The sequence below is a fragment of the Acetobacter sp. P5B1 genome (assembly GCF_018811985.1).
GTDB classification, from domain to species: domain Bacteria; phylum Pseudomonadota; class Alphaproteobacteria; order Acetobacterales; family Acetobacteraceae; genus Acetobacter; species Acetobacter cerevisiae.
Map to the genome: position 1 here is coordinate 99976 of NZ_JACRVS010000008.1, position 22850 is coordinate 122825.

Genomic DNA, 22850 nt, shown 5'->3' on the forward strand with positions numbered 1-22850 from the left:
CGCATGGCCTGCGCGGAAGAAATCCGGTCTGTCTGCCCGTATTGCGGTGTCGGTTGTGGCATTGTGATGGAGGTGGAAGACAAGAAAATTGTCCGGGTGCGGGGGGATACCGCGCACCCGGCCAATGGCGGACGGCTCTGCACCAAAGGCAGCTCGTGCGACAAACCGGTCACGTCCCCCGCCCGACTGGACTGCGCCCTGCTTCGGCCAGACCGCGCAACACCGCCGACCCCCGTTTCCATGGACGCCGCGATTACGGAAACAGCCCGACGGCTGCGTCATATTCTTGAGACCGATGGACCGGACGCCATTGCGCTTTACGTGTCCGGCCAGATGTCCATGGAGGCTCAATACCTCGCCAACAAGCTGGTGAAAGGCTACCTCCGCACACGGCATATTGAATCCAATTCCCGCCTGTGCATGGCAGCCGCTGGCACGGGGTATAAACTCTCCCTCGGCGCGGATGCGCCCCCCGGCTCTTACGAAGACTTTGACTGCACCAATCTGTTTTTCGTCATCGGGGCGAATATGGCGGATTGTCACCCCATCCTGTTCCTGCGCCTGATGGACCGCAAACGGACCGGTGCAAAACTGATTGTGGTGGACCCACGCCGCACTGCCACAGCGGACAAAGCCGATCTCTTCCTGCAAATCCGCCCCGGCACGGACCTCGCGCTGCTCAATGGCTTGCTGCACCTTCTGGTGGAACATGGTACGCTTGATACGGACTTTATCGCCACCAGCACCACCGGCTGGGAGGACATGCCTGCTTTTCTGGCTGATTACACGCCAGAGCGCGTCGCCAGTCTGACGGGCCTTGCGGAAGACGATATCCGCACCGCCGCTCGCTGGATTGCTGAAGCGGGCGAATGGCTCTCTTTGTGGACCATGGGGCTCAACCAGAGCACCTCCGGCGCATGGCATACCAACGCCTTGTGCAATTTGCATCTGGCCACTGGCGCTATTTGCAAACCGGGGGCCGGGCCATTCTCCCTCACCGGCCAACCCAACGCCATGGGCGGGCGGGAAATGGGCTATATGGGTCCCGGCCTGCCCGGCCAGCGCAGCGCGCTCTCGGCGCAGGACCGTGCGTTTTGTGAAGAACAATGGCACCTGCCCCCCGGCACCATCAGGGATGCAAATAGTGACGGTGCCATCGCCTTGTTTCAGGACATGGCGGAAGGGCACATCAAAGCCTGCTGGATTATCTGCACCAATCCCGTCGCCACCGTGCCCCGGCGCGGCAGGGTTCAGGCCGCGCTTGAAAAAGCCGAGCTTATCATTGTGCAGGATGCCTACGCAGATACGGAAACCGGCCCCTATGCCGATATCCTGCTCCCCGGTGCGCTGTGGGTGGAAGGTGATGGCGTGCAGATCAATTCCGACCGCACCATGACCCTTGCCCGTCAGGCTGTGCCCCCTCCGGGGGATGCCATGCCGGACTGGCAGATTATTGCCCGCGTGGCCTGCGCCATGGGGTTTGCGGAAGGGTTCTCCTTCACGTCCGCTGCCGAAGTGTTTTCTGAGGCCTGTCGTTTTGCAAACCCTCTGACGGGTTATGATATTTCCGGCGTCAGCCACGCCCGCCTGAAAGATGGTCCTGTGCAATGGCCCGTTCCGGCAGGCGATACAGCCCCCCGCCACCCCATCCGCTACCGCCCCAACCCGGACGCGCCGCCTGTGTTTGCCACACCCTCCGGTAAAGCGGTGTTCTTTGCGCGGCCATGGATGCCACGGGACGATGAGCCGGATGAAGACTATCCCTTCCTGCTCAACACCGGCCGCCTGCAACATCAGTGGCACACGCTGACCAAGACAGGCCGGGTCGAGCAGCTCAACAAACTCAACCCCGGTCCTTTCCTTGAACTCACCCCGGATGACGCCAAACGTCTTGGCATTAGCGAAAATGATACGGTTGAAATCCGCTCCCGTCGCGGGAGCGCCACACTCCCGGCTCGTATTTCCCGGCGCATCACCCCCGGCACCTGCTTTGCGCCCTTCCACTGGAATGACCGGTTTGGCAAGGCGCTTTGCATCAACGCCGTCACGCCCGATGCGATTGACCCCGTCTCTCTCCAGCCCGGCATCAAACACTGCGCTGTCTCCCTGACGCGTGTTCAGACTGCCGCCCCTCCCGCACAGGAAAGCACAGAGACCATGCCCACTGAGCAGCTTGCCCGCCATCTGGGTCTCAGCACACAGAAAGCACCTGATTTTACCGGGGAAAGTCTTGGCTGGCTCATCGGTTTTCTGGATGGTCTGCGCATGGCCCCGCCAGAGAACAGCGTGCCGGTAGTGCCACCCTCCGCCCCGCTTTCTGATACACAGAGGGCACACCTCAATGGGCTACTGGCCGGGCTGTATTCCCGCACGCCGGTTGCAACAGCGGCCCTTCCATCCACGGATGCCGCTGCGCCCACTCTCACTCTCTGGTGGGCTTCGCAGACGGGCCGCACGGAAGCACTGGCCGCGCAAACCGCGCTCTGGCTGCGGGAAAATGGACATCCCGTGCGTCTGGCCGAACTGAGCGCGTGTGACCCGGCCACACTCTCCGGCACGGCGCTCTTCCTTGTCTCCACCTTTGGCGATGGCGACCCACCGGACAGTGCTGCTCCGTTCTGGGAAGCTCTCAAAGAACAGGACCTCACCTTGCCTGCCCTCCGCTATGCAGTGCTGGCGCTGGGGGATTCCTCTTACGCTAGCTTCTGCGGGTTTGGTCGCGCGCTGGATGAACGGCTGAGCGCCCTCGGCGGCATCCCCCTCCTGCCCCGCATGGACTGTGAACCGGATTATGAGGACGCTGTAGAAGACTGGCGCCCCCATCTGCTGGCCGCTCTGGGCGGCCCGGCTCCATCTGAAACCAGCCCTGCCCTGCTCGCCCCGGCTCTGGCCCCCGGCATCACCCGCACCACGCCGGCACTGGCCCGTCTCGCCAGCGTCACCCGCCTGACCGGTAATAACCCCGATAAGGAAACATGCCACATTGCACTGGATATTTCCGGCACAGGCGTAACCTATAAAGCAGGCGATGCGCTGGGCGTCTGGCCGCGCAATAATGAAAGCGTTGTGCAGCAGGTTCTGGCCGCCCTGCAGGTGCCCGAAGACACCATGCTGACGCTCCGCCACCACGGCCCCACCCCGCTGGGCGAAGCTTTGCGTCGCTGGTTTGATCTCTCCCGCCCGTCTGCAAAGCTGCTGGAACGTCTGGGCCGCACGGAAAGCGGCTATCTGCCAGACCTCATCGCAACCCTGCCTACCCCCGTGGCACCGGAGGATCTGCCGGCACTCTTCCGGTTGATGCAGCCGCGGCTCTATTCCATTTCTTCCTCCCCCACAGTCTACCCGGACAGCGTGCATCTGACCGTGGGTGTGAACACCTCCCCTTACCCCGGTGTCTCCTCCACATGGCTGGCAGGACTGAACGTGGGTGACGCTGTGCCCGTTTTTGTGCAGCCCACAACGCACTTCCATCTGCCTGCGGACGAGACTGTGCCCGTTATCATGGTCGGGCCGGGCACTGGCATTGCGCCCTTCCGGGCATTTTTGCAGGAACGGGCTGCTAAGAAGGCCTCCGGCCCGAACTGGCTGTTCTTTGGGGAACGACATGAACTTACCGGCTTTTATTACCGCGAAGAACTGGAAGCCTTTATGGCGGAAGGCTGCCTGACGCGGCTGGACACTGCGTTCTCGCGCGATCAGCCTGAACGCATTTATGTGCAGGACCGCATGGAAGAACACGGCGCCATGCTTTGGGACTGGCTGAACCGGGGCGCGTATGTCTACATCTGTGGGGACGCCGCCCGCATGGCGCGGGATGTTGACGGTGCCCTGAAAAGGATTGTCGCACGACATGGATCAATGACAAGCGAGCAGGCAGACGCTTTTATGGCGGGCCTGACCCGTAGCGGTCGTTATCTGCGGGATGTGTATTGAACGAAAGGAGGACGGACCGCATGAAAGTCCTTCTGGCTGATGAAAACTCTCACCGTGCTGGCGCTCTGGCCCGCCTGCTGGAGGCCGAGGCAACGCTGGACGTCATTCTGGTTGAAGACGACACCAGCCTGATTGATGCCGTGCGCCGCCATGCACCGGATATTGTGCTGGTGGATATCAGCCGCGCCGACCGCGATGCGCTGGACAGCGTGCGCGCCCTCTCCGCCTCCGGGCTGGAACGGCCTGTCGCCCTGTTTGTGGATGAAGATGACGAAAGCCTGATGGAAGATGCCTTTGCCGCAGGCGTCTGTTCCTACAATGTGCTGGATGCGCCCGTTACAAACGTCAAACCCCTGCTGCGCGCCGCCATTGCTCTGTATCGTCGCTTTCGGGATACCAATGCGGAACTTCTTGCGGCCCGAAAAACACTTTCAGAACGTGAGACCATAGACCGTGCCAAATTCCTGTTTATGAAGCAGGAACGTTGTAAGGAAGATGAAGCCTATCGCTGGTTCCGCAAACAGGCCATGCAACAGGCGCGAAAAATTATTGATGTTGCCTCAGATTATCTTGCTCACCAGAACAGGAACCCGAAAGAATGAGCACCTCCTGCCGCATTGGCCTGCTGCAACTGGCGGATAGTGCCCCTGTGCTTGTGGCCCGCAGCATGGGCATTTTCACCCGGCACGGGCTGGATGTTGAGGCCGTGGTGGTGCCCTCCTGGGCCAATATTGCGGATGGGCTGGTCTGGAACGGGCTGGATGGCGCGCTGATGTTCCCACCGCTGGCTATTATGACGGCTCTTGGCCAGCGCGGGCGGGCTATTGGTTTGCGTCCGGGCTTTCCGGTTAGCCGTGGTGGCAACACAATTGTGCTGCGCGGGCAGAAAGTCGATCACACGCAGTGGGCTGCGCAAGCGGATAAACACCGGGCTTTTGACAACTGGAAAAATGCTTTAGGCCGCAAGCCGCGCCTTGGTGTGGTTCACCTCTATTCTACACACTACCTTATTCTGTCCCGCTTTCTTAAAAGCCTCTCCATCTCCCATGATACGGAAACCGAAATTGTCATCATGCCACCAGCCCGCATGATTCAGGCTCTTGCCGCTGGTGAGATTGACGGATTTTGCGCAGGGCCACCATGGGGTGCAGATGCACATCTGAAAGATCTGGCATTTATTGTGGCAGGCTCTGCGTCCATTGCACCCGGTCATCTGGAAAAAATGCTGGTGCTGAAAGAACTCTGGAAAAGCCAGAACCCGGACGGGCCCGCCAGGCTACGGGCTGCTCTGACCGAGGCCATTGCCCTGTGTAATGACCCGGCCCACGCACCCGAGATTACGCACCTGCTCAGCAGGCCGCTCAACGCCAACGGGCTGGGCCTGCCGGAAGAGGCTGTGAAAGCCGTGATGCCCGGCTCCCGCGCCATGGCAGACGCCATGAGGTTTGGCGAGCAGAACGGGCACATGGGGGCCTCCTGCGGCTGGATGATTGAAGACATGCAAAACGAGGGCTGGCTACCCTCGACCATGCTGGAAACCCTGCGCACATTGGGCTGGTACGATTGCTAAACAGTCCTTGCGGCGGCATCTTATTTTGGTCGTCTTTTTGTCAGAACTGAAATAAAAAGATAATTCTCATTTTTGTGCATTCCAGAGCCAGAAATCTGTGCTTAAAAACGATTCTCAATAGATCGTTTATTTTTCTATCATTTCATTTCTGACCGCATGAAATGACGTGATGCGTAGCGTGCTACGTTTGGTTACTGGATGCCCGCAAGAAGACAATGGAACAATTATGCGGTGTTACCCTGCATGGAGACCTGCAGGAACGGTATGTAGACTGGAGACTGCCCCTCCCGCTGAGCAAAAAGAGGCAGCAGCGTCTGGAGATTATCCGCAACGCGGGTGTTCTGTTTATCCATGTGCCCAAAAATGCCGGAACAGCCATCTCTCAGGAGCTTTACGGCTGTAGCATGCGGCATGAAAGCATCCGGTATTATCAGAAGCACGCGCCAGATGTTGTGCGCACCATGCCCAGCTTTGCCTTGTGGCGGGACCCGGTTGAACGCTTCCTCTCCTCTTATGACTTCATCCGGAATGGCGGTGGCAGCCATGTCAGCCTGCATCCCGGCTTTGCGGAACGCTATGCAGACCTAACCACTCTGGACCGCATGATTGAGTATGTGGAAGGTACAACCTCCATCTATCAGCTGGACCATGTCCTGCGCCCGCAATACTGGTATCTGACCGACCGCCACGGCGACATGGCCGTGAAAATGCTGTTTGATCTCAAGGATATTGACCGGATCTATCCGTTTGTTCCGGGTCTGCATGCGGGCGAGATCAAGAAAATCAACACCACACAGCGTTTCACTACAGAGCTCAGACCCCTCCAGAAAGAGAAAATCATGGAGCTCTATAAGGAGGATTATAAAATCCGGCGCTCGATCATGCAGGTTGATACGCTTCCTGAAAAATACCGTGCCCCACAAACAATGAGCGCACCGCGCAGCACAGCGCCCGGTTTCTATCCAGCCCTGAACACCAGCGTGTGACCGACGCCTGTAAACCAAGGCTAATTTATGGCCGGCACAAGGTTTACATGCGGCCTCAAGCAAATATGAGCGGGTTTTTTACCTTATTCATCCTATAATATTTATCGTATATTTTTATTATTTTTCATATTTGACATATTACATTTATTTTCAGCTTTGCCCCTTTTAGTAAAAAAAATTCCTCTTATGTTTCTTCCCAGACAGGCGAGAGAGTCTTTTTCTCCCGCTCTGCATAAAGGGTTTTATGATGATGAAAAAAGCTATTCTCCTCGCCGCTGCTCTGGGTGTTGTGGCACCTGTTGTGTCTCATGCGGAAGAACACAAGCACCACCACAACCAGAACAGCGACAACGGCAATTCTGACAACCAGAATAGCAATGATGGTGAAGAAAACGGCAACCGCCGCCATGGTGGTGAGCATCGCGGCCATCGCGGCGGCTCTTCTTCCAACTCTGATAATCAGAACAATCAGGGTGACAACCAGAACTAATCTGGTTCTGACCGCATGAAACAGAAAGGCACTTCTCCGGAGGTGCCTTTTTGCATGCTGCCCGGTTTTTCCCTTGCGTTCCTTTATAAAAGCAGCGTCTTAATAGACGGATTCATGAGGCCTGACTGATACGAGAACAGCACATTTGTCTTCACATCCCACCTCCCCTTCGCCGACACCATCAGAAGCGCACGCTGCCATGACAGATACCCCGCAGGCTATCCATATCCTGATTGTGGAAGATGACCCCGAAATTTGCGGGTTATTGCAGCGCTACCTTCAGCGGCTGGGTTATGAGGTCTCTACAGCCCTTAACCGCGCAGGCATTGATGCCGCAGAAAAGCGCTGCCCTGTTGACCTCACCCTGCTCGACCTCATGCTGCCGGAGGAAGATGGCCGCACGCTGTGCCAGCATCTCCGCAAGACCTCCGCCACGCGCATCATCATGGTCAGCGCGCTGAATGATATTCATGACCGCATTTCCGGACTGGATCTGGGCGCGGATGACTATGTCTCCAAACCGTTTGACCTGGAAGAACTGGCCGCGCGCATCCGCGCTGTACTGAGACGCGCTCAGCCTGAAGCCGCCCAGCCTGAAACCCAGGGCGTTCAGCATTACCGCTTCGATAACTGGCTGTTTGAACCCGCTAAACGCGCGCTCTACGGCAAAACAGGCATCCGCGTGGCGCTGACAGGGTCAGAAACAGATTTGCTGTTAGTCTTCTGCCAGAACGCTCACCATGTGTTTAACCGGACAGAGCTACTGGCCCGCATCCATGGTGATGAGAAGAATGTGGACCCCCGCGCCATTGACCTGCTGATCAGCCGCCTGCGTCGCAAATTGTCGCATGAAGGGCGGCAGCTGGAACTGATCCGCACCATTCGCGGGGGCGGGTATATTTTCGACCCTGACGACGGCAACACATGAAGAAATTTCCGCGGCTCTACCCCCGCACCATCTATGGCCAGATGGTCATGCTGGTGTCCGTGTGCATGTTTCTCACGCTGAGCATTACGTCTTTTTTGCTGTATGCGTTCCGGCCTCTGGTGCCGCCACTGCCAGCCGGACCGTGGACAAATATTCTGGCGATTGAAACCGGAATTGAGGCCCTGCAAGCCGCCCCACCCCAGATCCGGGAAGCCATTGCCCAGAAAATATCCGGCAATGAAATCACGTTTATTGTCGGCCAGCCTGCCCCCTGCGTGGCGGTACCAACCGACCACATCACGGACTTTCTGCAACGCATGCTGGTCTACCGGGGCAATGTGACCCGTCACGCCTTGCGCGCCAAAAGCTGTGCGCCGCATGACGCCGGCATGCCGATCTCCTATCTCTATCTACCGCGCGATAACATCAGCATTCTGGTCTCCAACACTCCCAACCATCATCTTGGCCACATGCTGCGCTGGACCATGCCGCTCACGGTGTCTCTGGTATCTTTGCTGACCATCACGCTCTCGCTCACATTCTGGAGCATCTGGCATATCAGCCGCCCTTTGCGGAACATTGCGACGCAGGCGGATGCATTTGGGTATGACATTGCGCCAGACCCACTGCCCGAGCACGGCCCGACAGAAGTACGGCGCCTCACGCATGCCTTTAATCGCATGCAGGCCCGCATTGCGGCCTCGGCGGAAGAACGCACACGGATGCTCATTGCCATCGGGCATGATCTGCGCACTCCGCTCACCCGCCTGTTCATGCGGCTGGAACTGGGCGGAGAGGAAGCCTCCCCCGCCGCCATGAAGCATGATCTCACCCTGATGAAAAAAATGCTGAATGGGGCGCTGCATTTCCTGCGGGAGCAGACAGATGCCGAAAAAGCAGAAGCGATTGACCTCGCCTCCCTGCTGGAAAGCCTGTGCCATGAATTCAATGTGGTGGGCCATACCATTCACTATACCGGCCCCACGCAGTTAATCTGCATCTGCCAGACCACGGCGCTGGAACGCGCCATTAGCAATCTGATTGAAAACGGCCTGAAATATGGGACGGAAGTTAGAATTACCCTGCGCACCGAAGGACGCCGCGCGCTGATTGATATCAGCGATAACGGCCCCGGAATTCCAGCTAACCTGCTTGCCTCCGCACGCCTGCCCTTCTACCGGCTGGACCCGGCCCGGGCCTCGGATGGCGGGCTGGGACTGGGGCTCTCCATTGCCGATGCCATTATCMCCCGCCACAATGGCCAGCTGTTGCTCAGCAATATTGAGCCACATGGCCTGCGCGCCCATATCTCACTCCCACTCGGCACGCTTCCGGCAGCCTGATAGCTGAAAGCGTGGCCCGTCGACGTCAGGCCGTTCCGACATCCTTCACGGACGCATCAGCCTGTCCCTTCACCCAGTACCCTGATGCCTTGATCCATTGCAGCGGCACCTTGCGGGTTTCCAGAAGATACTGGCGCACGGCTTTTGCCACACGGGCTTCTGCTCCAACCCAGACAAAGGTCCCGTCTTCTATACTTACTGTATCGAGGGTTTTCAGGATATCCTGCGCCTGATCTGCCGCATCCATCGGGCGATGAACCCAATGGGCGCTATGCCGGGCTAACGTGGTAAAAGTCTGCTCATCCTCAACACCCGGCACGGCAATCACCGTTGTCACACTGGCCTGTGCGGGCAGTTCTTCAACACGCCGACCAATGGCTGGAAGAGCGGTTTCATCGCCAATCAGCAGCCAGCGATCAACCGGGCCAGCAATAACCTGCGAGCCTTTGGGGCCGCCAATCTCCAGTGTATCGCCCAGCTGCGCCGCCCGCGCCCATGCTGCGGCAGGCCCTCCCTCATGATTAACAAAATCCAGAACCAGCAGGCCTTTTTCAGCATCATACTGGCGGGGCGTGTAATCCCGACGTGTCATGACGCCATCCAGACCGGGAATAAAAATCTTGATATGATCGTCTGGTGAGGCGCTCACAAACCCGACCAGATCATTCCCGGTCAGAGTAATGCGGATCATATGCGGGGTCAGGCGCTCAACTGCCTCCACACGCAGACTGCGCCGCTGAAGTTCGTGACGCACACGCTGGATTTCAGGAGCGCGGCCTTCGTATCCTGAGACTTGAGTCGTCGTCATACTCTTTTCCTTACTCTCTATAAAACAGGATGTGCCTGCTATCGCGGCACAATTAGTATCTTACGATATGGCTTATGATATAAGTCTCGTCAAGAGTATCCTGTTATGAGGTGGAACGCCACGCGTCGGGCAGGCAGTCGCATCACTCTAATATTTTTAGGAAAAATGCAGTCAGACCACCAGATATACTCGAACGACCTGATAATTCCTTATCACACAACAAGGAGATATCCGGACGGAGACTGACTCCACCCGGATGGCAGGTTATTTCTGCTGCGTGGGTACCGCATTTGTTGCCGGAACAATCGCCGCACTTGTCTGGGGCACCTGCGCGGGCGTTCCAGAAGGTACTGTCGCCGGGGTTACGGCCAGGACTTTTACGGGAAGTGTCGTGCCCGGCGCTACCGTAGGCATTGTGGGGGCCGCGCCGGAAATGGCATCCGTCGAAGAGGCAGGAGCCGGTGCGACTGAAGCTGGTGGCTGTTTGGCAGGCTGCGGCTGGATGAAGGCAGATGTTCTCCAGAAATTAGGCGGTGAGCCACTTGGCACAGCCCGACGGACACAGCCGCGCACAACGCTGGAACAGACGCCATCTGTGCCGACCAGCATGTCATCATCCCCGCTATAGTACACGTCCCGCACTTTACCATCGACGATGCGGAAATCGGCAATGCAGCTATTGCCATCCCCGCCCCCCACATCTCTGACAATATTCACAACGGACTGTACCGGGATCAATGTAGAGGTTGTCGCAGTGCCAATATTGCGGCCACGCTGGTATTCAAAAATTTTAACGTGATCATCAATGGTCTGCGTTTTGGTTGGAATCCCCGCGCATGCCTGAACATCCTGCTCCGTCATGCCAATCATGGTGACCTGAGCCTTATGCGCTGTGCGGGACGCATAATACCCGCACCCGCCCAGGCCCAGCAGCATGGAACCTACAGAAACATGCATAACAGACCTGGCAACAAGGCGCATAACAGCAGTGTTAGTCACGAACAACATCATCTCCATTTCGACCTCAGAATGCACGATCTAACGAATTTCCCGCCGACTGCCAACCTGAACGCAGGGCATACAAGACCATCCGCTTCTGCTGGTGCGCTGATATGACACAGCCGAACAGTCAGAACTGAACACACTTCCGCATTGCTCGTGAGGTACGTCGTAACGCTTTTTATTTTGTCATAACATGCACCTTATGCAGAATTTTCTTATTTTCATATTTTTGAAAATATGATGCTTTTATATCATTATTTATAAAGAGAACTCTGATTTTCTGTTCATAATTTTACTAAGTTTTCTTTGCAGTGCACGTCACCTTATCAAAAAAAACTGGCCTATCTCAAAGCCCTGTCTCTTTTAAGAAACCATGCCACACCCCAACCGCATAAAAGAAATTTTAGCGCCTCCCCCTCACCTCATATCCGACATGAAAAAGCATTCCGCGAAACATGTCATAACAAATCCTAAAAAACTGTTTTTCTCTTTATAAACCGTTAAAATTTTATGAAAAATTATGCCGTCTTCTCATAGTGATTTTCCATACACGTACATTGCTTGACAAACCCACCCTCTGACGATCATCTGAACACCGTCAATTTGAATATTTTGATGTTAAGAAAATAAGTTTCCATTCTGAAAGGGTTATTCATGCGCTTAAACCGCCTTCTTATGGCTGGCACCTGTCTTCTGGCAGGTCTGAGCCTTCCCCCTCTGGCCTCCACCGGCCATGCTGCTACCACGCAGACAGCCGGCCAGCCCGGCACGATGACGGCCTCAGCCCCTCTGCCCGCAGCCTTGAGCCTGCCGGATGCCGGGCGCGCTCTGCGCATTACCTATCTGTCCACCAACGGGATTACCGGCAAGGGACTGGTTCCGGTGACTGAGGAAGTCATCCTGCCCGCAGGCAAGGCTCCTCCGGGTGGCTGGCCAATTGTGGCCTGGGCGCATGGCACCAGTGGGGTAGCGGACCATTGCGCCCCCTCCTGCAATCCGTGGTCCGAGCGTAATCGCAAGTATATGTCTGCATGGATGAAGCGCGGCTTTGCTGTTGTGGGCACCGATTATCAGGGCTTGGGCTCACCGGGCATCCACGCTTACCTGAACACGCGTGTAGAAGCCTACAGCGTGCTGGATGGTGTGCGGGCAGCCCTGTCCTCCGTGCCCGGCCTGCAAAACAAAATTATGATTGTTGGCCAGTCTCAGGGTGGCGGTGCAGCGTTTGCTTCTGCGTCCTACGCGCCGGACTATGCGCCAGAGCTGAATATCCGCGGAACCGTAGCAACAGGCGCGCCCTATGTGTCACAGGAACTACTCCAGCAGATGACCTCATCTGGCGCACAGGAAACAGGCTTTAACCCGGTTATTGTTTACACGCTTTATCTGGCGCAGGGGCTGAGTGGTTACGATTCCAGCTTCAAACCGGAAACCGTCTTTACCGACAAAGCGATGCCCGCTTATCAGGCAGCAGCTAATCTGTGCGTGCATCCGCTGACAGACAAAGCGCGGACCGAGGGGCTCAACTTCAGCAACGCCCTCAAACCCGGTTATCAGCAAGCTTTGGCTCCGGCGCTGGTCGCCATGGCTTATCCGACCATGAAGCTAAAGCAGCCGCTGTTTGTCGGCACAGGCGAAGTCGATCAGGATGTACCGCCGCCACTTCAGCTTGGTCTGGTCAAAGCCGCATGCGCGGCCGGAACGGTGGTACAGGCGCATATTTATAAAGGCCTGAACCATGATCAGACAGTGAATGCATCCCTGCCGGATTCAGAGGCTTTTACAAAAGCAGTCATGTCCGACCAGCCACTGACGCCGCAGTGCACACCAATACCTGAATAAAGCCACATCCAGACTGCGTGGCAGGAAGAGTTCTCCCTGCCACGCAGTCTGAGTATTCAGGCTTGCGCCTTAAACGCCTCAGTCCGCTCCGGGCTCGCTTCCGCCAGAGCCTTGCGCACACCGGCGGCATCAAAATCTCCGCAATAAACCGGCGTTCCGGGCTGCTGACGCCAGGACTCTGCAAGGCTCCCAGCATCCACCGGGTCAAAACCCAGTTGATCAACAAGCGCCATCACCTGTTTTTTTGCCGAGGCATCGTCCCCGGCAACCGGCAATGCAATACGCCCTGCAGCACCATGCGGTTTTCCGTTTTCCAGAAGATGCTGCGCGTAGATGTTGTTAAATACCTTGATGACAGGTCGGCCAATCTGCCCGGACATCCAGACACTTTCCGGCATACCATCTTCAATCGCAGCGATCCGGCCATCACGCTCACGCGGGTAATAATTCCCGGTGTCCACAATCACCACATCTGCAGGGACATGCTCGAAGACAGACCGCCCCAATACCGGAATATTCTTTTCGGGGATGGTGACAATAATCAGGCCGACATCCTTCACCGCGTCCGCAACAGTAACGGCTTTTGCGCCGCTCTCACGCGCCAGATCCCCTAATGTCTGGGGTCCGTGGGAATTGGCAATTTTGACTTCATGCCCAACAGCCACCAGCCGACGGGCCAGTGTGCCGCCAATATGACCTGCGCCAATAATACCGATTTTCATGCTTCTGGCTCCTTCTGTTCTCAGCAATCCTTTCTAAATATGGGGTGCGTTTGCACTCAGAACAGAGGAGAGAGTGTTTAATGCCGCCCATCCCTGAAAACTGATTGGTGAGCGCCCCGCGTCGACCATAGCGCGTATCAAACGGCGTGGCATAAAACGGTGTGTTGTAGCGCAGGGTTTCTATGCGGAAGAACGATATGGAAACAGTTTTCCGCACAACAGAGGATTTTGATCCGGAAGAGTATTGGGAACGCTTGGGTAAAACTGACCTTAAGGGGAAGCCTGCCGAAGTGCAGACAGACTTCCCGAATTCCTTTTCAGGATAAGGTTAGTTCTTCTTTCTCATCAGGATATTTTGTCAGAATTTCATAGCCTGTTTCCGTTACAAGCACGGTATCGGAATGGCGGAAACCGGCTTGACCACTTATGTAAATACCCGGCTCAATACTGAACAACATTCCCGGCTCAATCATATTATCTTCACCAATCGCCAGGAAAGGGGCTTCATGACTGGTGACACCAAAGCTGTGCCCTGTGCGGTGCAGGTGGGTGTCATATCCGGCCTTTTTCGCAATTTCCTGACAAGCCGCATCAATTTCCGAACCAACTGCGCCCGGCTTCAGCATGGAATACGCTTTATGACGCATTTCCATCATGGTATCGAAAGGCTTATGCGCCTCTTCTGGCACGTGTTCCAGAAAGAACGTCCGCTCAATCTCTGCGCCATAGCCGTTAATTTTTCCGGCAACCAGCCCGAGAAAAGGGCCACCCGGTTCACACGGAGCGGTCAGGCAGGAGAAGTTGTGCGGGTCATCCGTATAGGCTGGCGGCTGGATCAGTCCCGCCGCGTGGGTGGACATCACGTTATAATTCGGGGCTTCCGTCAGGCAGCGCTGATAGAAATACGGCGTAACACCTGCAATGGCATGCGCCACCATCGTGCCGTTTTTGACTGCGCCCAGCATCATGCCGAGCGCCTTGGTCATGACATCACTGGTCCAGGCGATGCGGGAAATTTCATGCGGAGACTTAATTTCCCGCACCGCGTCAATCACATTCAGAACCTGTGTCGGGTTGCTGACCAGAGCACTCAGGTAAGCCGGGCATGCGCCCTCAATCCCGATCGTGCCCTGTGCCGGCAGCACATCCTGCAGGCGGTCAGACCAGCGCGTGCCAGCCATTGCGGGGAATTCCGCATACTCCACCAGTTTCAGCTCATCCCCCACCTTGTGGCGCTCCACATGGCTCTTTCCAGACGAGGGATAATGAACGTGACCTCAGTCGGGGTCATGACCAGCACAAATGGCCGCTCATGCACGAAATTTGCAAAATTTGTCAGGTAATAAACGTTATCGGGGCTGAACGAGATGTAAGCAGAAAAACCCGCTTTTTCCATCTTCTCCCGAACCTTTTTGATCCGTTCGGCAATTTCCTGACTGGAAACCTGATGAGCACTCAAAGATGGCATCGTCACGTTATACCCTTTCTGGCGTTCAGACCGCCCTTCCCGCAGGAAGACCGCCCCGGAAGCTTGTATAACAAACAATACGTCCTACTTGTTTATGAGTCGTCAAGGCATTTATTGGCTTTCTGCCGTCAGTCGGTTTCTTTGACGATCTTCAGCAGTTCGGCGCGGGAGAACCCGCACCAGATCTGATAAGCCTCTTGCAGATCACTCAGAGGGGTGCCTCGCGCAATCTCAATGGCGACACCTCGCAGGAACGTCGAGTTAAGCAGGCGCAGGGTGACAAATTTCGGGTCTGGCTGGCCGTGTTGCCGGCCCGACAGCCAGCGTGTCATGAACTGATCAATGCGGGCCAGCACGGGCTCGGTGGCCGCCGCCAGCTCCGGGTCACTCCGGCGGGCGAGCTCAATTTCCACTGTCGCGATAAAATCCGGGCCTTCTGTCACCAGAGTCCACATGGCCTCCAGCATGGCGTCCACCCGCTGTTCCGGCTGGCTTTTATGCCGCATGGCCGGGCGATACAGCCGCGTGCGCTTAAGGGCATAATGCCGCAGCACCATGGCCATAATCTGGGCCTTGGCCGGATAATGGTGCTGCAAAGCCCCCAGACTCACCCCGGCGGCTTTGGCAATACGCTGGATGGTGGTGGCGGCATAACCCTGGGTTTGCAGCAGAGTGACGGTTGCCTGAATGATTTTTGTCCGTGTCGTCGTACTGCGGTCAGCCTGTGTGCGACGGCGTACCGGGGTAGGAGATGCTGGCATACGGAACAGATCACTCAATTGCGGCAGGGTGCCCGGGTTAAAAGGTGCTTTTACAGACACTTCTACCCGGAAGGAATCCCCTTCCCTCCCCTGACGCCGAATTGAGCGCCCGATCAGGCCGCCTGCGCCCTCAATGCCCCTCCTGCTCCATATAAAACTCAATCGGCACCGTCAGCACCACCGGGTCTCCCGCTACGCTATCCGGCGGGCTGGGCAACGGCTCCGCACGCCGCACCAGCGCCAGTGCTTCCTGATCCAGCAGCGTATGGCCCGAGCCACGCTGGATACGGGCCGAAAGCACATGCCCATGGCGGTCCATGGCAAAATGCAGCATGGGCACGCCTTCCTGATGGTCCGCCATAGCTTCTGCCGGATAGCGTTTATACCGCTCCAGACGAGCCAGAAGCGCCCCCTGCCATGTTGTCGGACTTTGGGACGCATGCGAGGACGACGCCCCCGGCGCAGGAGCCGCCTGATTTAAGGCGGGAGGCGCTTCCGCCGCAGGGGGAGCCGTGGTCTGATCCGCAGGCGGTGTTTTATCCGGAACCGGCTTTTTTAAAACCGGGGCAGGTTTGGATTTCTTCACAACCTTATGCAGCTTTTCCGGCTTAGGCACCGGAAAGGGCGGATTGGGTGCGGGGGATGGTGGCGCGGAAACCTTCGGCGGGTCTTCCGGCGCCGGGTCCGGCGAGGAGAGCGTTTGCTGTGGACCGGGCGGGACATCGGAGACGGGCGCCGGGGTGGAAACAGGTTCGGGGGCCAGATCAATCGCTATCGCGGCGGGAGGCGGTTCCGAAACCGGCACCTTAGCAGCAGGAAGACGCAGCATGGCCCCCACAACCCCGCCTGTCACAATCAACACCACCAACAGGGACACGCCCCAGCGGCGCTGCTCTTCCTTCCGTGCGCGCCGCATCTGTTCCGCGCGCCAGACGGCAAATGCGCCAGAGCGGGCGCTGACGGGACCGCTCCCATCAGTCAGGGTTGCACTCATGGGGCAGTCCCGGCTTCGGCCCCTTCCTCCTGCCCTTGCAGGTTGACCAGAGCGACCTTGAGGTATCCGGCAGAACGGAGCTTATCCATCACACCCATCAGCGTGCCGTAATCCACAGTCTTGTCCGCCCGCAGGAAAATACGCTGGTCCTTATTGCCTTTTGTCACACTGGCCAGTGCAGAAGGCAGGGCCTCCGCAGCAACGTCTTTTTCCCCCACCGCAAGGCCATGATCGGCTTTGACGGTCAGGAAGACCGGATCATCCGGTCGAGGGGCTGGCTTTTGGGTTGAGGAGGGCAGATCGACTGGCACATTCACGGTAGTCAACGGAGCTGTGACCATGAAAATGACCAGTAGCACCAACATGACATCAATAAACGGTGTGACGTTGATCTCATGCGCTTCCTTCAGCGTCTCGTCCGCATGCCGGATACGAATGGCCATATCCGCCCCCTATTCCGCCACGGCCTGCTGGTCACGCTGACTGAAACGCACCACCGTGCCCCGCGCCCGCTGGGAGCGCAGACGCCCCAGATCCCGCGAGACCAGACGCATGATGAGCGACGTAATATCCGCCACCTGCGCACGGCACCCGGCAGACTGGCGAGCAAGATGGTTGTAGATAATAACAGCAGGAATGGCCGCCACCAGCCCCAGCGCAGTCGCCAGAAGGGCCTCGGCAATACCGGGTGCCACAACCGCCAGACTGGTCGCCTTAGCTGCCGCGATCCCGGTGAAGGAGGACATAATGCCCCACACCGTACCAAACAGGCCAATAAACGGAGACGTCGCACCAATGGTAGCCAGTAGTCCGGTGCCACGCAGCAGGCGGCGGCCTTCTGCCGCTTCCAGCCGCTCCAGATGCAGGACGATACGCTCTTTCAGCCCCTCCTCATCATCCGGGATATCCACAGAGCGCATCCGCTCCGTTTCCGCTGCCACCACAAGAGTGCGGGCAATGCGGCAGTCCTGCGTAAGACCCTCACCGCGTTCCAGCGTTTCAGCCTGCTCCAGATTGTCTTCCGCCTGAGAAAGTTCCCGACGCACACGGACAATTTCCACAGTTTTTGCAATCAGGATGGTCCATGTCACCAGACTGGCAAAGGCAAGAAGCAGCATCACACAGCGCACAACCGGGCCTGCGTTCAAAAACATCTCCCATGGAGAAAGAGAGACGGCATTCACGACGGAAACGGGTGATGAGGGCATTCAAGGAATCCTGCGCGTTTACAACGATGTCAGGCGGGAAACCGTGCGGAAAAAAGCCGGATGACAGCTTTTCCCGCAGGGACAATCAGGCCAGCGATAACAAGGCGCCCACCATCATGCAAGTGAGAATCACTATCATATAGACAGAAATCTGTGCCCGGGTGGGCTCTGCCAAAGCGAGGTTCTGCAACACGCACGAACTTCCAACTGAAAAATCCGATATAACTTATTGAAATATCGTATGTTTCTAATCCCTCTTCAAAATGCTCACTTTTTTGTGTCCCTCCCTCCCCTGTGGCAACTGCGCCACACACCGGAAAAACGCCCCTTTTAGTTATTGATAATCATTTGCATCTTGACGTTTGAGATCATATCAAAAGGCCGCATTTCTTATCTTCACCATACGAACCGGCAGCATGGTTCATCAGGAGCACGACGCATGAGTCGCACAGAGTTGCCCCTTCCACCATCTCAAGGCATTGGCCTTCAGCTTGCTGTAGCTTTAGGTGTGTCTGTCGGGCTGGGCGCTACAGAACAAGCCCACGCAGACGATACGACTCAGCCCCCGCAGCCCGCAACGACCGACACCACCATCAAACTGCCAGCGGTGCGTGTGGGCGGCCATCATGACGATTCTGATGCAGCCTCTTACAGCGCTGGCAATACCAACAGCCAGACACTCAATATTTCCCGTATGCCCGGCTCCGTGCGTGATACGCCGCAGACCATTACGGTTGTGCCGCAGGAGCTGATGAAGCAGCAGCGGGCCTTTACGCTGGATCAGGCGCTCAGCAACGTGCCTGGCATTACGCTCTCCACAGGGGAAGGCGCGGGCGGCCTGAACGGGGACCAGTTCCGCATCCGCGGCTTACAGGCACGGCAGGATATCTATACGGACGGGCTGCGCGATTTTGGCACCTATACCCGCGATGTTTTCAATACGGAAAGCGTGGAAGTCATTAAAGGGCCATCAGGCGAGTATTTTGGCGCGGGGAACGTCGGCGGCGTCATTAATCAAAGCCAGAAACATGCGCATCTGGGAAATTCCTATAATTACGATCAGTCTTTTGGCAGCGGACCTCTGTTCCGGGGTGTTGGGGACATTAACTACCAGATCAATGATGACATGGCCATTCGTGTGAACGGCATGTTCAACAAGCAGGATGTGGTGGACCGAAACAATGTCACGTCCAACCGCTACGGCGCGGCTGTTGATTTCGGGGTAGGCCTGCGCAGCAAAACCTCCTGGCATCTGACGTGGCAGTGGCTGAACAGTGACAGCAAGCCGGATTATGGCGTCAGCATGATTCAGGTGAACGGCATTTACCGCCCGATCACGGAATATGGTGTGCCCCGCAACACCAGCTACACCCGTAGTTTCGACTTTGACCGCTCCAACATCCACACGCTGACCTCTGCGCTGAAGTCAGAAGTCTCTCGCTGGCTAACCATTACCAACGATACGCGGCTCAGCATGTATGACCGTGATTATACCGCCACCACACCAGCCGCCTGCTCCGGCGCGTGTGCGAACGCTATCCTTTCTGGCCAGAACTATGCCCTGCCGTATGGCGCAGGCGGTGGTGCGGCGTATCGTCAGGAAGGCTGGGGCGTGCAAAACGTGCTGATGGGACGCTCACAGTTCAAGACCGGCTTCATGCATCATGACGTCAAGGCGGGTGTTGACATCAACTATGCCAGTGATTCCCGCTGGCCGGGCAGCTTTACCAACCGCAACAACAACCAGACCATTATCAACCCCAGCTATAATTCTCCGGGCACGTCTCTCAGCTTCCCGGATTCCGGGTATGGCAACGCAAACGCGCGTGATCTGGGGCTGTTTTTTGCGGACCGTATCCAGCTGACCAAACAGCTCTCCCTGTTCGGCACCGGGCGCTGGGATTCCTTTAGCAGCACCTATTACAAACGCTCAACAGCATCGCAGGGGCGTGCAGAGCAGAAATCTGATCGCTGGAGCCCCTCCGCCAGCATCATGTATTCGCCCCTTAAAAACACCTCCTTCTACTTCACCTTTGCACGGTCTTATAAGCCTGTGGGCACAGACGTCTCCTCTCTGGTGACTGTCAAACCGCAGGCCGGGGACGTGGCGCAGAAGGGTGTGAACCTCTCCCCGCAGCGCAGCGATTTGTTTGAAGTGGGGAACAAGTCAGACTTCTTCCACAAACGCCTTGGCACAACGGTTGCATTCTTCCAGATCAGCGAAAACAATTCGCGCTACTATGACGTGAATGGCGATATGGAAACCGGTTTTTCTGATTCCGGTAGCGGACGCCGTGTGCGCGGTGTGGAACTGAGCGCGACTGGCAAGATCACGCAGGACTGGCAGGTTTTTGCCTCCTATTCCTACATGGACGGCATTGTAACCCACAGCACCACCGGGGATAATGGCAAGACGGCGCCACAGGTTCCGCATAACTCCATGTCTGTCTGGAGTTCCTATGACCTTTCCCGCCTGATTCTGAACCCCGAGTGGGGGACGCTGAAAATTGGCGGTGGAGCCCAGTATTCTTCCGCTTACTGGGCCGGTCCGGATACGACAAACACGGCCCGTATTCCGCATAACTTCGTGCTGAACGGCATGCTGTCCTGGGATTTCAAGCATTATCGTGTGTCCTTCAATGCCAACAATATTACCAACCGCCTGAACTACTCCTCCTCCTTCTCCGGCTCCCGCGTGGTTCCGGCGTCCGGGCGGTATTTCATCGGCAACGTTGGGGTGTCGTTCTAACCCTATGACACTGGTTCTGGCTGAACGCCCGAAGGAGAGGGGGGCTTCTTCTCCCTCCGCCTCCCCGGCCCCTCTCTCCCCTGTCACCATGCAGTTGCTTTTAGGCCAGATCTGTCTGGACAAGGGGAAACCTGCCGAAGCCTTCAGTCTGTTTGAGGTTGCGTCCCGCTCGGGTGACCCGCGCGCCCTGAACATGCTGGGCCGCGCCTATGAGCGCGGCTGGGGTGTGGCACGCAACCCGGCGGCAGCCTGCGCCTATTTTACGCAGGCCGCTGCCGATGGGGATGGATGGGCCATGTTCAACCTCGCAGACCTGTATCTGGCTGGCGAGGGTGTCCCTCAGGACATCAGAAAAGCTTACTCTCTTTATATTTCCGCCGCACAGAACGGTGTTTCAAAAGCTTTCAACATGCTGGGGGTCATTGCAGAAAGTGGCAGTCTCCCCGAGCTTGAACCGGAAAAAGCGCAGGATTTCTTTCTGGCCGCGGCCCAGTCCAGAGATTGCTGGGGGTATCTCAACTTAGCCCGCAACGATTTATCTTCCGGCCGCACCGAAGCTGCCATAAAGTGGTTTTCCCGCGCTCTGGAAGAGGGATTTCGTGATGTGTTCAAAGCTCTTGAAACTCTGCTGCAGGATCATCCAGACCCACGCCTGCGCGCCATTGCAGAACAGGCTGGCCAGCGCTGGCGGGCTGCCACTGCGCGCTGATACACCTTTGTCCCTCTAACCGCGTATATGCCCCCACAGGATGACGTTTTCCATGAATCTGGTCATTAAGAAATATTCGACCCCGCTGATTACGGGCCTGTTTCTTGTTTCCGCCATTTCCGGCACGGCGTTGTTTTTCCACTGGCAGTCCGGCTGGTTCCATTCCATGCATATCTGGCTGAGCATGGTGCTGCTGCTGCCATTCTTTTTGCATCTGTGGCGCAACTGGTCTCAGTTTTTGCTGTATTTCCGCAATAAATCGATGCTGGCAGCCTGCCTGCTCTCCTTTGTAGCCGCAGGGGGATTTATGCTGACCTCCGGACACAGGGGCGGCAATCCGGCCATGCGCGTCTTCCCTGTGCTGACGCAGGCTCCGCTGACGGATCTGGCCCCCCTCCTGCATCGCTCCCCGGATGCTCTGGTTGAACGCCTGACCCACTCTGGCTACACAGTCCATGATACGACCGACACACTGGACCAGATTGCTGCGGCCAGTGGGCAGCAGGCCTCTGCCATTTTGCTTAGTCTGCTCCCGCAGCAGCATGATGGTGGCGCACACCGCCACGGCAACAGACAACCTTCCTGAACGGACTTCGCCCTCATGCTTGTTCATATCCCCAATGTTCTGACACCAGAAGAAGTGTCCTATTGCCGCGCCACACTGGAGAAATCCGAATGGGTTGATGGCAAGGTGACGGCGGGGGACCAGTCCGCCAAGGCGAAATTCAACCTTCAGATCCCGCAGGACAGCGCGGAAGGGCGGGAACTGGGCGAGATCATTCTCCGCGCCCTGGGCCGCAACCCCACCTTCAACAGCGCCGCCCTGCCGCTGCGTGTCTTTCCGCCGCTTTTCAACCGGTATGATGAGGGCATGCGCTTCCACGCTCATGTGGACAATGCCATCCGCCCCGTGCCGGGCACTGGCTTTCGGATGCGGACGGATGTGTCCTCCACGCTGTTCCTGAGCGAGATGGAAGAGTATGACGGTGGCGAGCTGATGATTCAGGATACGTTTGGCGTGCAGAGCGTCCGCTTTCCTGCCGGAGATATGGTGCTCTATCCTTCCAGCAGCCTGCATAGTGTCAGCCCGGTTACGCGCGGTTCACGCTGGGCCTCGTTCTTCTGGTCCCAGTCCATGGTGCCGGATGATACACAACGCACCCTGCTCTACCAGTTTGACCTCTCCATTATAGAAACCCGCAAACTTCTGCCGGATGATAGCGCCGCCGTGCTGGGGCTGACCTCCACCTATCACAACCTGTTGAGACAATGGGCGCAGCTCTGACGCGCCACCGGGGTCGCATCCAACCCCTGACAACCGGATTTATGGCATTATC

The 22850-nt window shown here is 57.1% G+C and carries 22 protein-coding genes; 13 read left to right on the plus strand and 9 right to left on the minus strand.

The window, feature by feature from the left end; translation table 11 throughout:
- The first annotated feature begins 3 nt into the window (after positions 1–3).
- From KP703_RS07635 to KP703_RS07665, 7 genes are all read left to right on the plus strand, one after another.
- Positions 4–3933 (plus strand): bifunctional nitrate reductase/sulfite reductase flavoprotein subunit alpha, encoded by a 3930-nt coding sequence (locus tag KP703_RS07635; protein WP_215754364.1) that lies wholly within the window; start codon positions 4–6, stop codon positions 3931–3933.
- A gap of 20 nt (positions 3934–3953) precedes the next feature.
- The gene (locus KP703_RS07640; protein WP_062273482.1) at positions 3954–4535 is read left to right on the plus strand and encodes an ANTAR domain-containing response regulator; all 582 of its coding nucleotides are present in this window, start codon (positions 3954–3956) and stop codon (positions 4533–4535) included.
- Complete coding sequence (locus KP703_RS07645) at positions 4532–5503, plus strand: CmpA/NrtA family ABC transporter substrate-binding protein (protein ID WP_062143724.1); 972 nt, start codon at positions 4532–4534, stop codon at positions 5501–5503. Before KP703_RS07640 ends, KP703_RS07645 begins: the two co-directional genes overlap by 4 nt.
- Positions 5504–5718: 215 nt before the next feature.
- A complete protein-coding gene (locus KP703_RS07650; protein WP_215754365.1) occupies positions 5719–6489 on the plus strand; it encodes a sulfotransferase family 2 domain-containing protein in 771 nt (256 codons plus the stop codon).
- A 244-nt stretch (positions 6490–6733) separates the two neighbouring features.
- Positions 6734–6979 carry a hypothetical protein gene (locus KP703_RS07655; RefSeq protein ID WP_215754366.1) on the plus strand — a complete coding sequence of 82 codons (246 nt, stop codon included), beginning with the start codon at positions 6734–6736 and terminating at the stop codon, positions 6977–6979.
- A gap of 199 nt (positions 6980–7178) precedes the next feature.
- Positions 7179–7907, plus strand: coding sequence for a response regulator transcription factor (locus tag KP703_RS07660; RefSeq protein ID WP_215754367.1), 729 nt, complete (start codon positions 7179–7181; stop codon positions 7905–7907).
- A complete protein-coding gene (locus KP703_RS07665; protein ID WP_252353906.1) occupies positions 7904–9250 on the plus strand; it encodes an ATP-binding protein in 1347 nt (448 codons plus the stop codon). The genes KP703_RS07660 and KP703_RS07665 overlap by 4 nt, the downstream gene beginning before the upstream one ends.
- Before the next feature lie 25 nt (positions 9251–9275).
- Here KP703_RS07665 and KP703_RS07670 read toward each other — a convergent pair whose 3' ends face one another.
- The gene (locus KP703_RS07670; RefSeq protein WP_215754368.1) at positions 9276–10058 is read right to left on the minus strand and encodes a siderophore-interacting protein; all 783 of its coding nucleotides are present in this window, start codon (positions 10056–10058) and stop codon (positions 9276–9278) included.
- Positions 10059–10322: 264 nt separating this feature from the next.
- A complete protein-coding gene (locus KP703_RS07675; RefSeq protein WP_215754369.1) occupies positions 10323–11015 on the minus strand; it encodes a hypothetical protein in 693 nt (230 codons plus the stop codon).
- 699 nt (positions 11016–11714) lie between these two features.
- Between KP703_RS07675 and KP703_RS07680 the strand changes: the two genes are divergently transcribed.
- The gene (locus KP703_RS07680; protein WP_215754370.1) at positions 11715–12902 is read left to right on the plus strand and encodes a lipase family protein; all 1188 of its coding nucleotides are present in this window, start codon (positions 11715–11717) and stop codon (positions 12900–12902) included.
- 56 nt (positions 12903–12958) lie between these two features.
- Here KP703_RS07680 and KP703_RS07685 read toward each other — a convergent pair whose 3' ends face one another.
- On the minus strand, positions 12959–13624 hold the full coding sequence (locus KP703_RS07685; protein ID WP_215754371.1) for an NADPH-dependent F420 reductase: 666 nt from the start codon (positions 13622–13624) through the stop codon (positions 12959–12961).
- Positions 13625–13821: 197 nt separating this feature from the next.
- Here KP703_RS07685 and KP703_RS15785 point away from each other — a divergent pair, with 197 nt between their 5' ends.
- The gene (locus KP703_RS15785; RefSeq protein ID WP_256441387.1) at positions 13822–13950 is read left to right on the plus strand and encodes a hypothetical protein; all 129 of its coding nucleotides are present in this window, start codon (positions 13822–13824) and stop codon (positions 13948–13950) included.
- On the opposite strand, the gene KP703_RS15845 is transcribed toward KP703_RS15785, so the two are convergent.
- The 6 genes from KP703_RS15845 to exbB form a co-directional block, all read right to left on the minus strand.
- Positions 13942–14865 carry a M24 family metallopeptidase gene (locus KP703_RS15845; protein WP_373687452.1) on the minus strand — a complete coding sequence of 308 codons (924 nt, stop codon included), beginning with the start codon at positions 14863–14865 and terminating at the stop codon, positions 13942–13944. The two genes, KP703_RS15785 and KP703_RS15845, sit on opposite strands and share 9 nt — an antisense overlap.
- Positions 14835–15170 (minus strand): aminopeptidase P family N-terminal domain-containing protein, encoded by a 336-nt coding sequence (locus KP703_RS15620; protein WP_252353907.1) that lies wholly within the window; start codon positions 15168–15170, stop codon positions 14835–14837. Before KP703_RS15620 ends, KP703_RS15845 begins: the two co-directional genes overlap by 31 nt.
- Before the next feature lie 50 nt (positions 15171–15220).
- Positions 15221–15853: a TetR/AcrR family transcriptional regulator gene (locus tag KP703_RS07695; RefSeq protein ID WP_215754372.1), complete on the minus strand. Its 633-nt coding sequence runs from the start codon at positions 15851–15853 to the stop codon at positions 15221–15223.
- Between the two features lie 130 nt (positions 15854–15983).
- Positions 15984–16847 carry an energy transducer TonB gene (locus KP703_RS07700; RefSeq protein WP_215754373.1) on the minus strand — a complete coding sequence of 288 codons (864 nt, stop codon included), beginning with the start codon at positions 16845–16847 and terminating at the stop codon, positions 15984–15986.
- The gene (gene exbD, locus KP703_RS07705) at positions 16844–17290 is read right to left on the minus strand and encodes a TonB system transport protein ExbD (protein ID WP_215754374.1); all 447 of its coding nucleotides are present in this window, start codon (positions 17288–17290) and stop codon (positions 16844–16846) included. Before exbD ends, KP703_RS07700 begins: the two co-directional genes overlap by 4 nt.
- A 9-nt stretch (positions 17291–17299) precedes the next feature.
- Positions 17300–18055 (minus strand): tonB-system energizer ExbB, encoded by a 756-nt coding sequence (gene exbB / locus KP703_RS07710; RefSeq protein WP_215754375.1) that lies wholly within the window; start codon positions 18053–18055, stop codon positions 17300–17302.
- 439 nt (positions 18056–18494) lie between these two features.
- On the opposite strand from exbB, the gene KP703_RS07715 reads away from it, so the two are divergent.
- Genes KP703_RS07715 through KP703_RS07730 form a run of 4 tightly spaced genes read left to right on the plus strand, consistent with a single transcriptional unit; the run spans position 18495 to position 22798 of the window.
- Positions 18495–20804: a TonB-dependent siderophore receptor gene (locus KP703_RS07715; RefSeq protein ID WP_215754376.1), complete on the plus strand. Its 2310-nt coding sequence runs from the start codon at positions 18495–18497 to the stop codon at positions 20802–20804.
- A 4-nt stretch (positions 20805–20808) separates the two neighbouring features.
- The gene (locus KP703_RS07720; protein WP_215754377.1) at positions 20809–21513 is read left to right on the plus strand and encodes a tetratricopeptide repeat protein; all 705 of its coding nucleotides are present in this window, start codon (positions 20809–20811) and stop codon (positions 21511–21513) included.
- Positions 21514–21565: 52 nt separating this feature from the next.
- The gene (locus KP703_RS07725; protein WP_215754378.1) at positions 21566–22099 is read left to right on the plus strand and encodes a hypothetical protein; all 534 of its coding nucleotides are present in this window, start codon (positions 21566–21568) and stop codon (positions 22097–22099) included.
- Between the two features lie 15 nt (positions 22100–22114).
- Entirely contained in the window at positions 22115–22798 is a 684-nt protein-coding gene (locus KP703_RS07730; RefSeq protein WP_215754379.1) for a Fe2+-dependent dioxygenase, read from the plus strand.
- Positions 22799–22850: the final 52 nt, after the last annotated feature.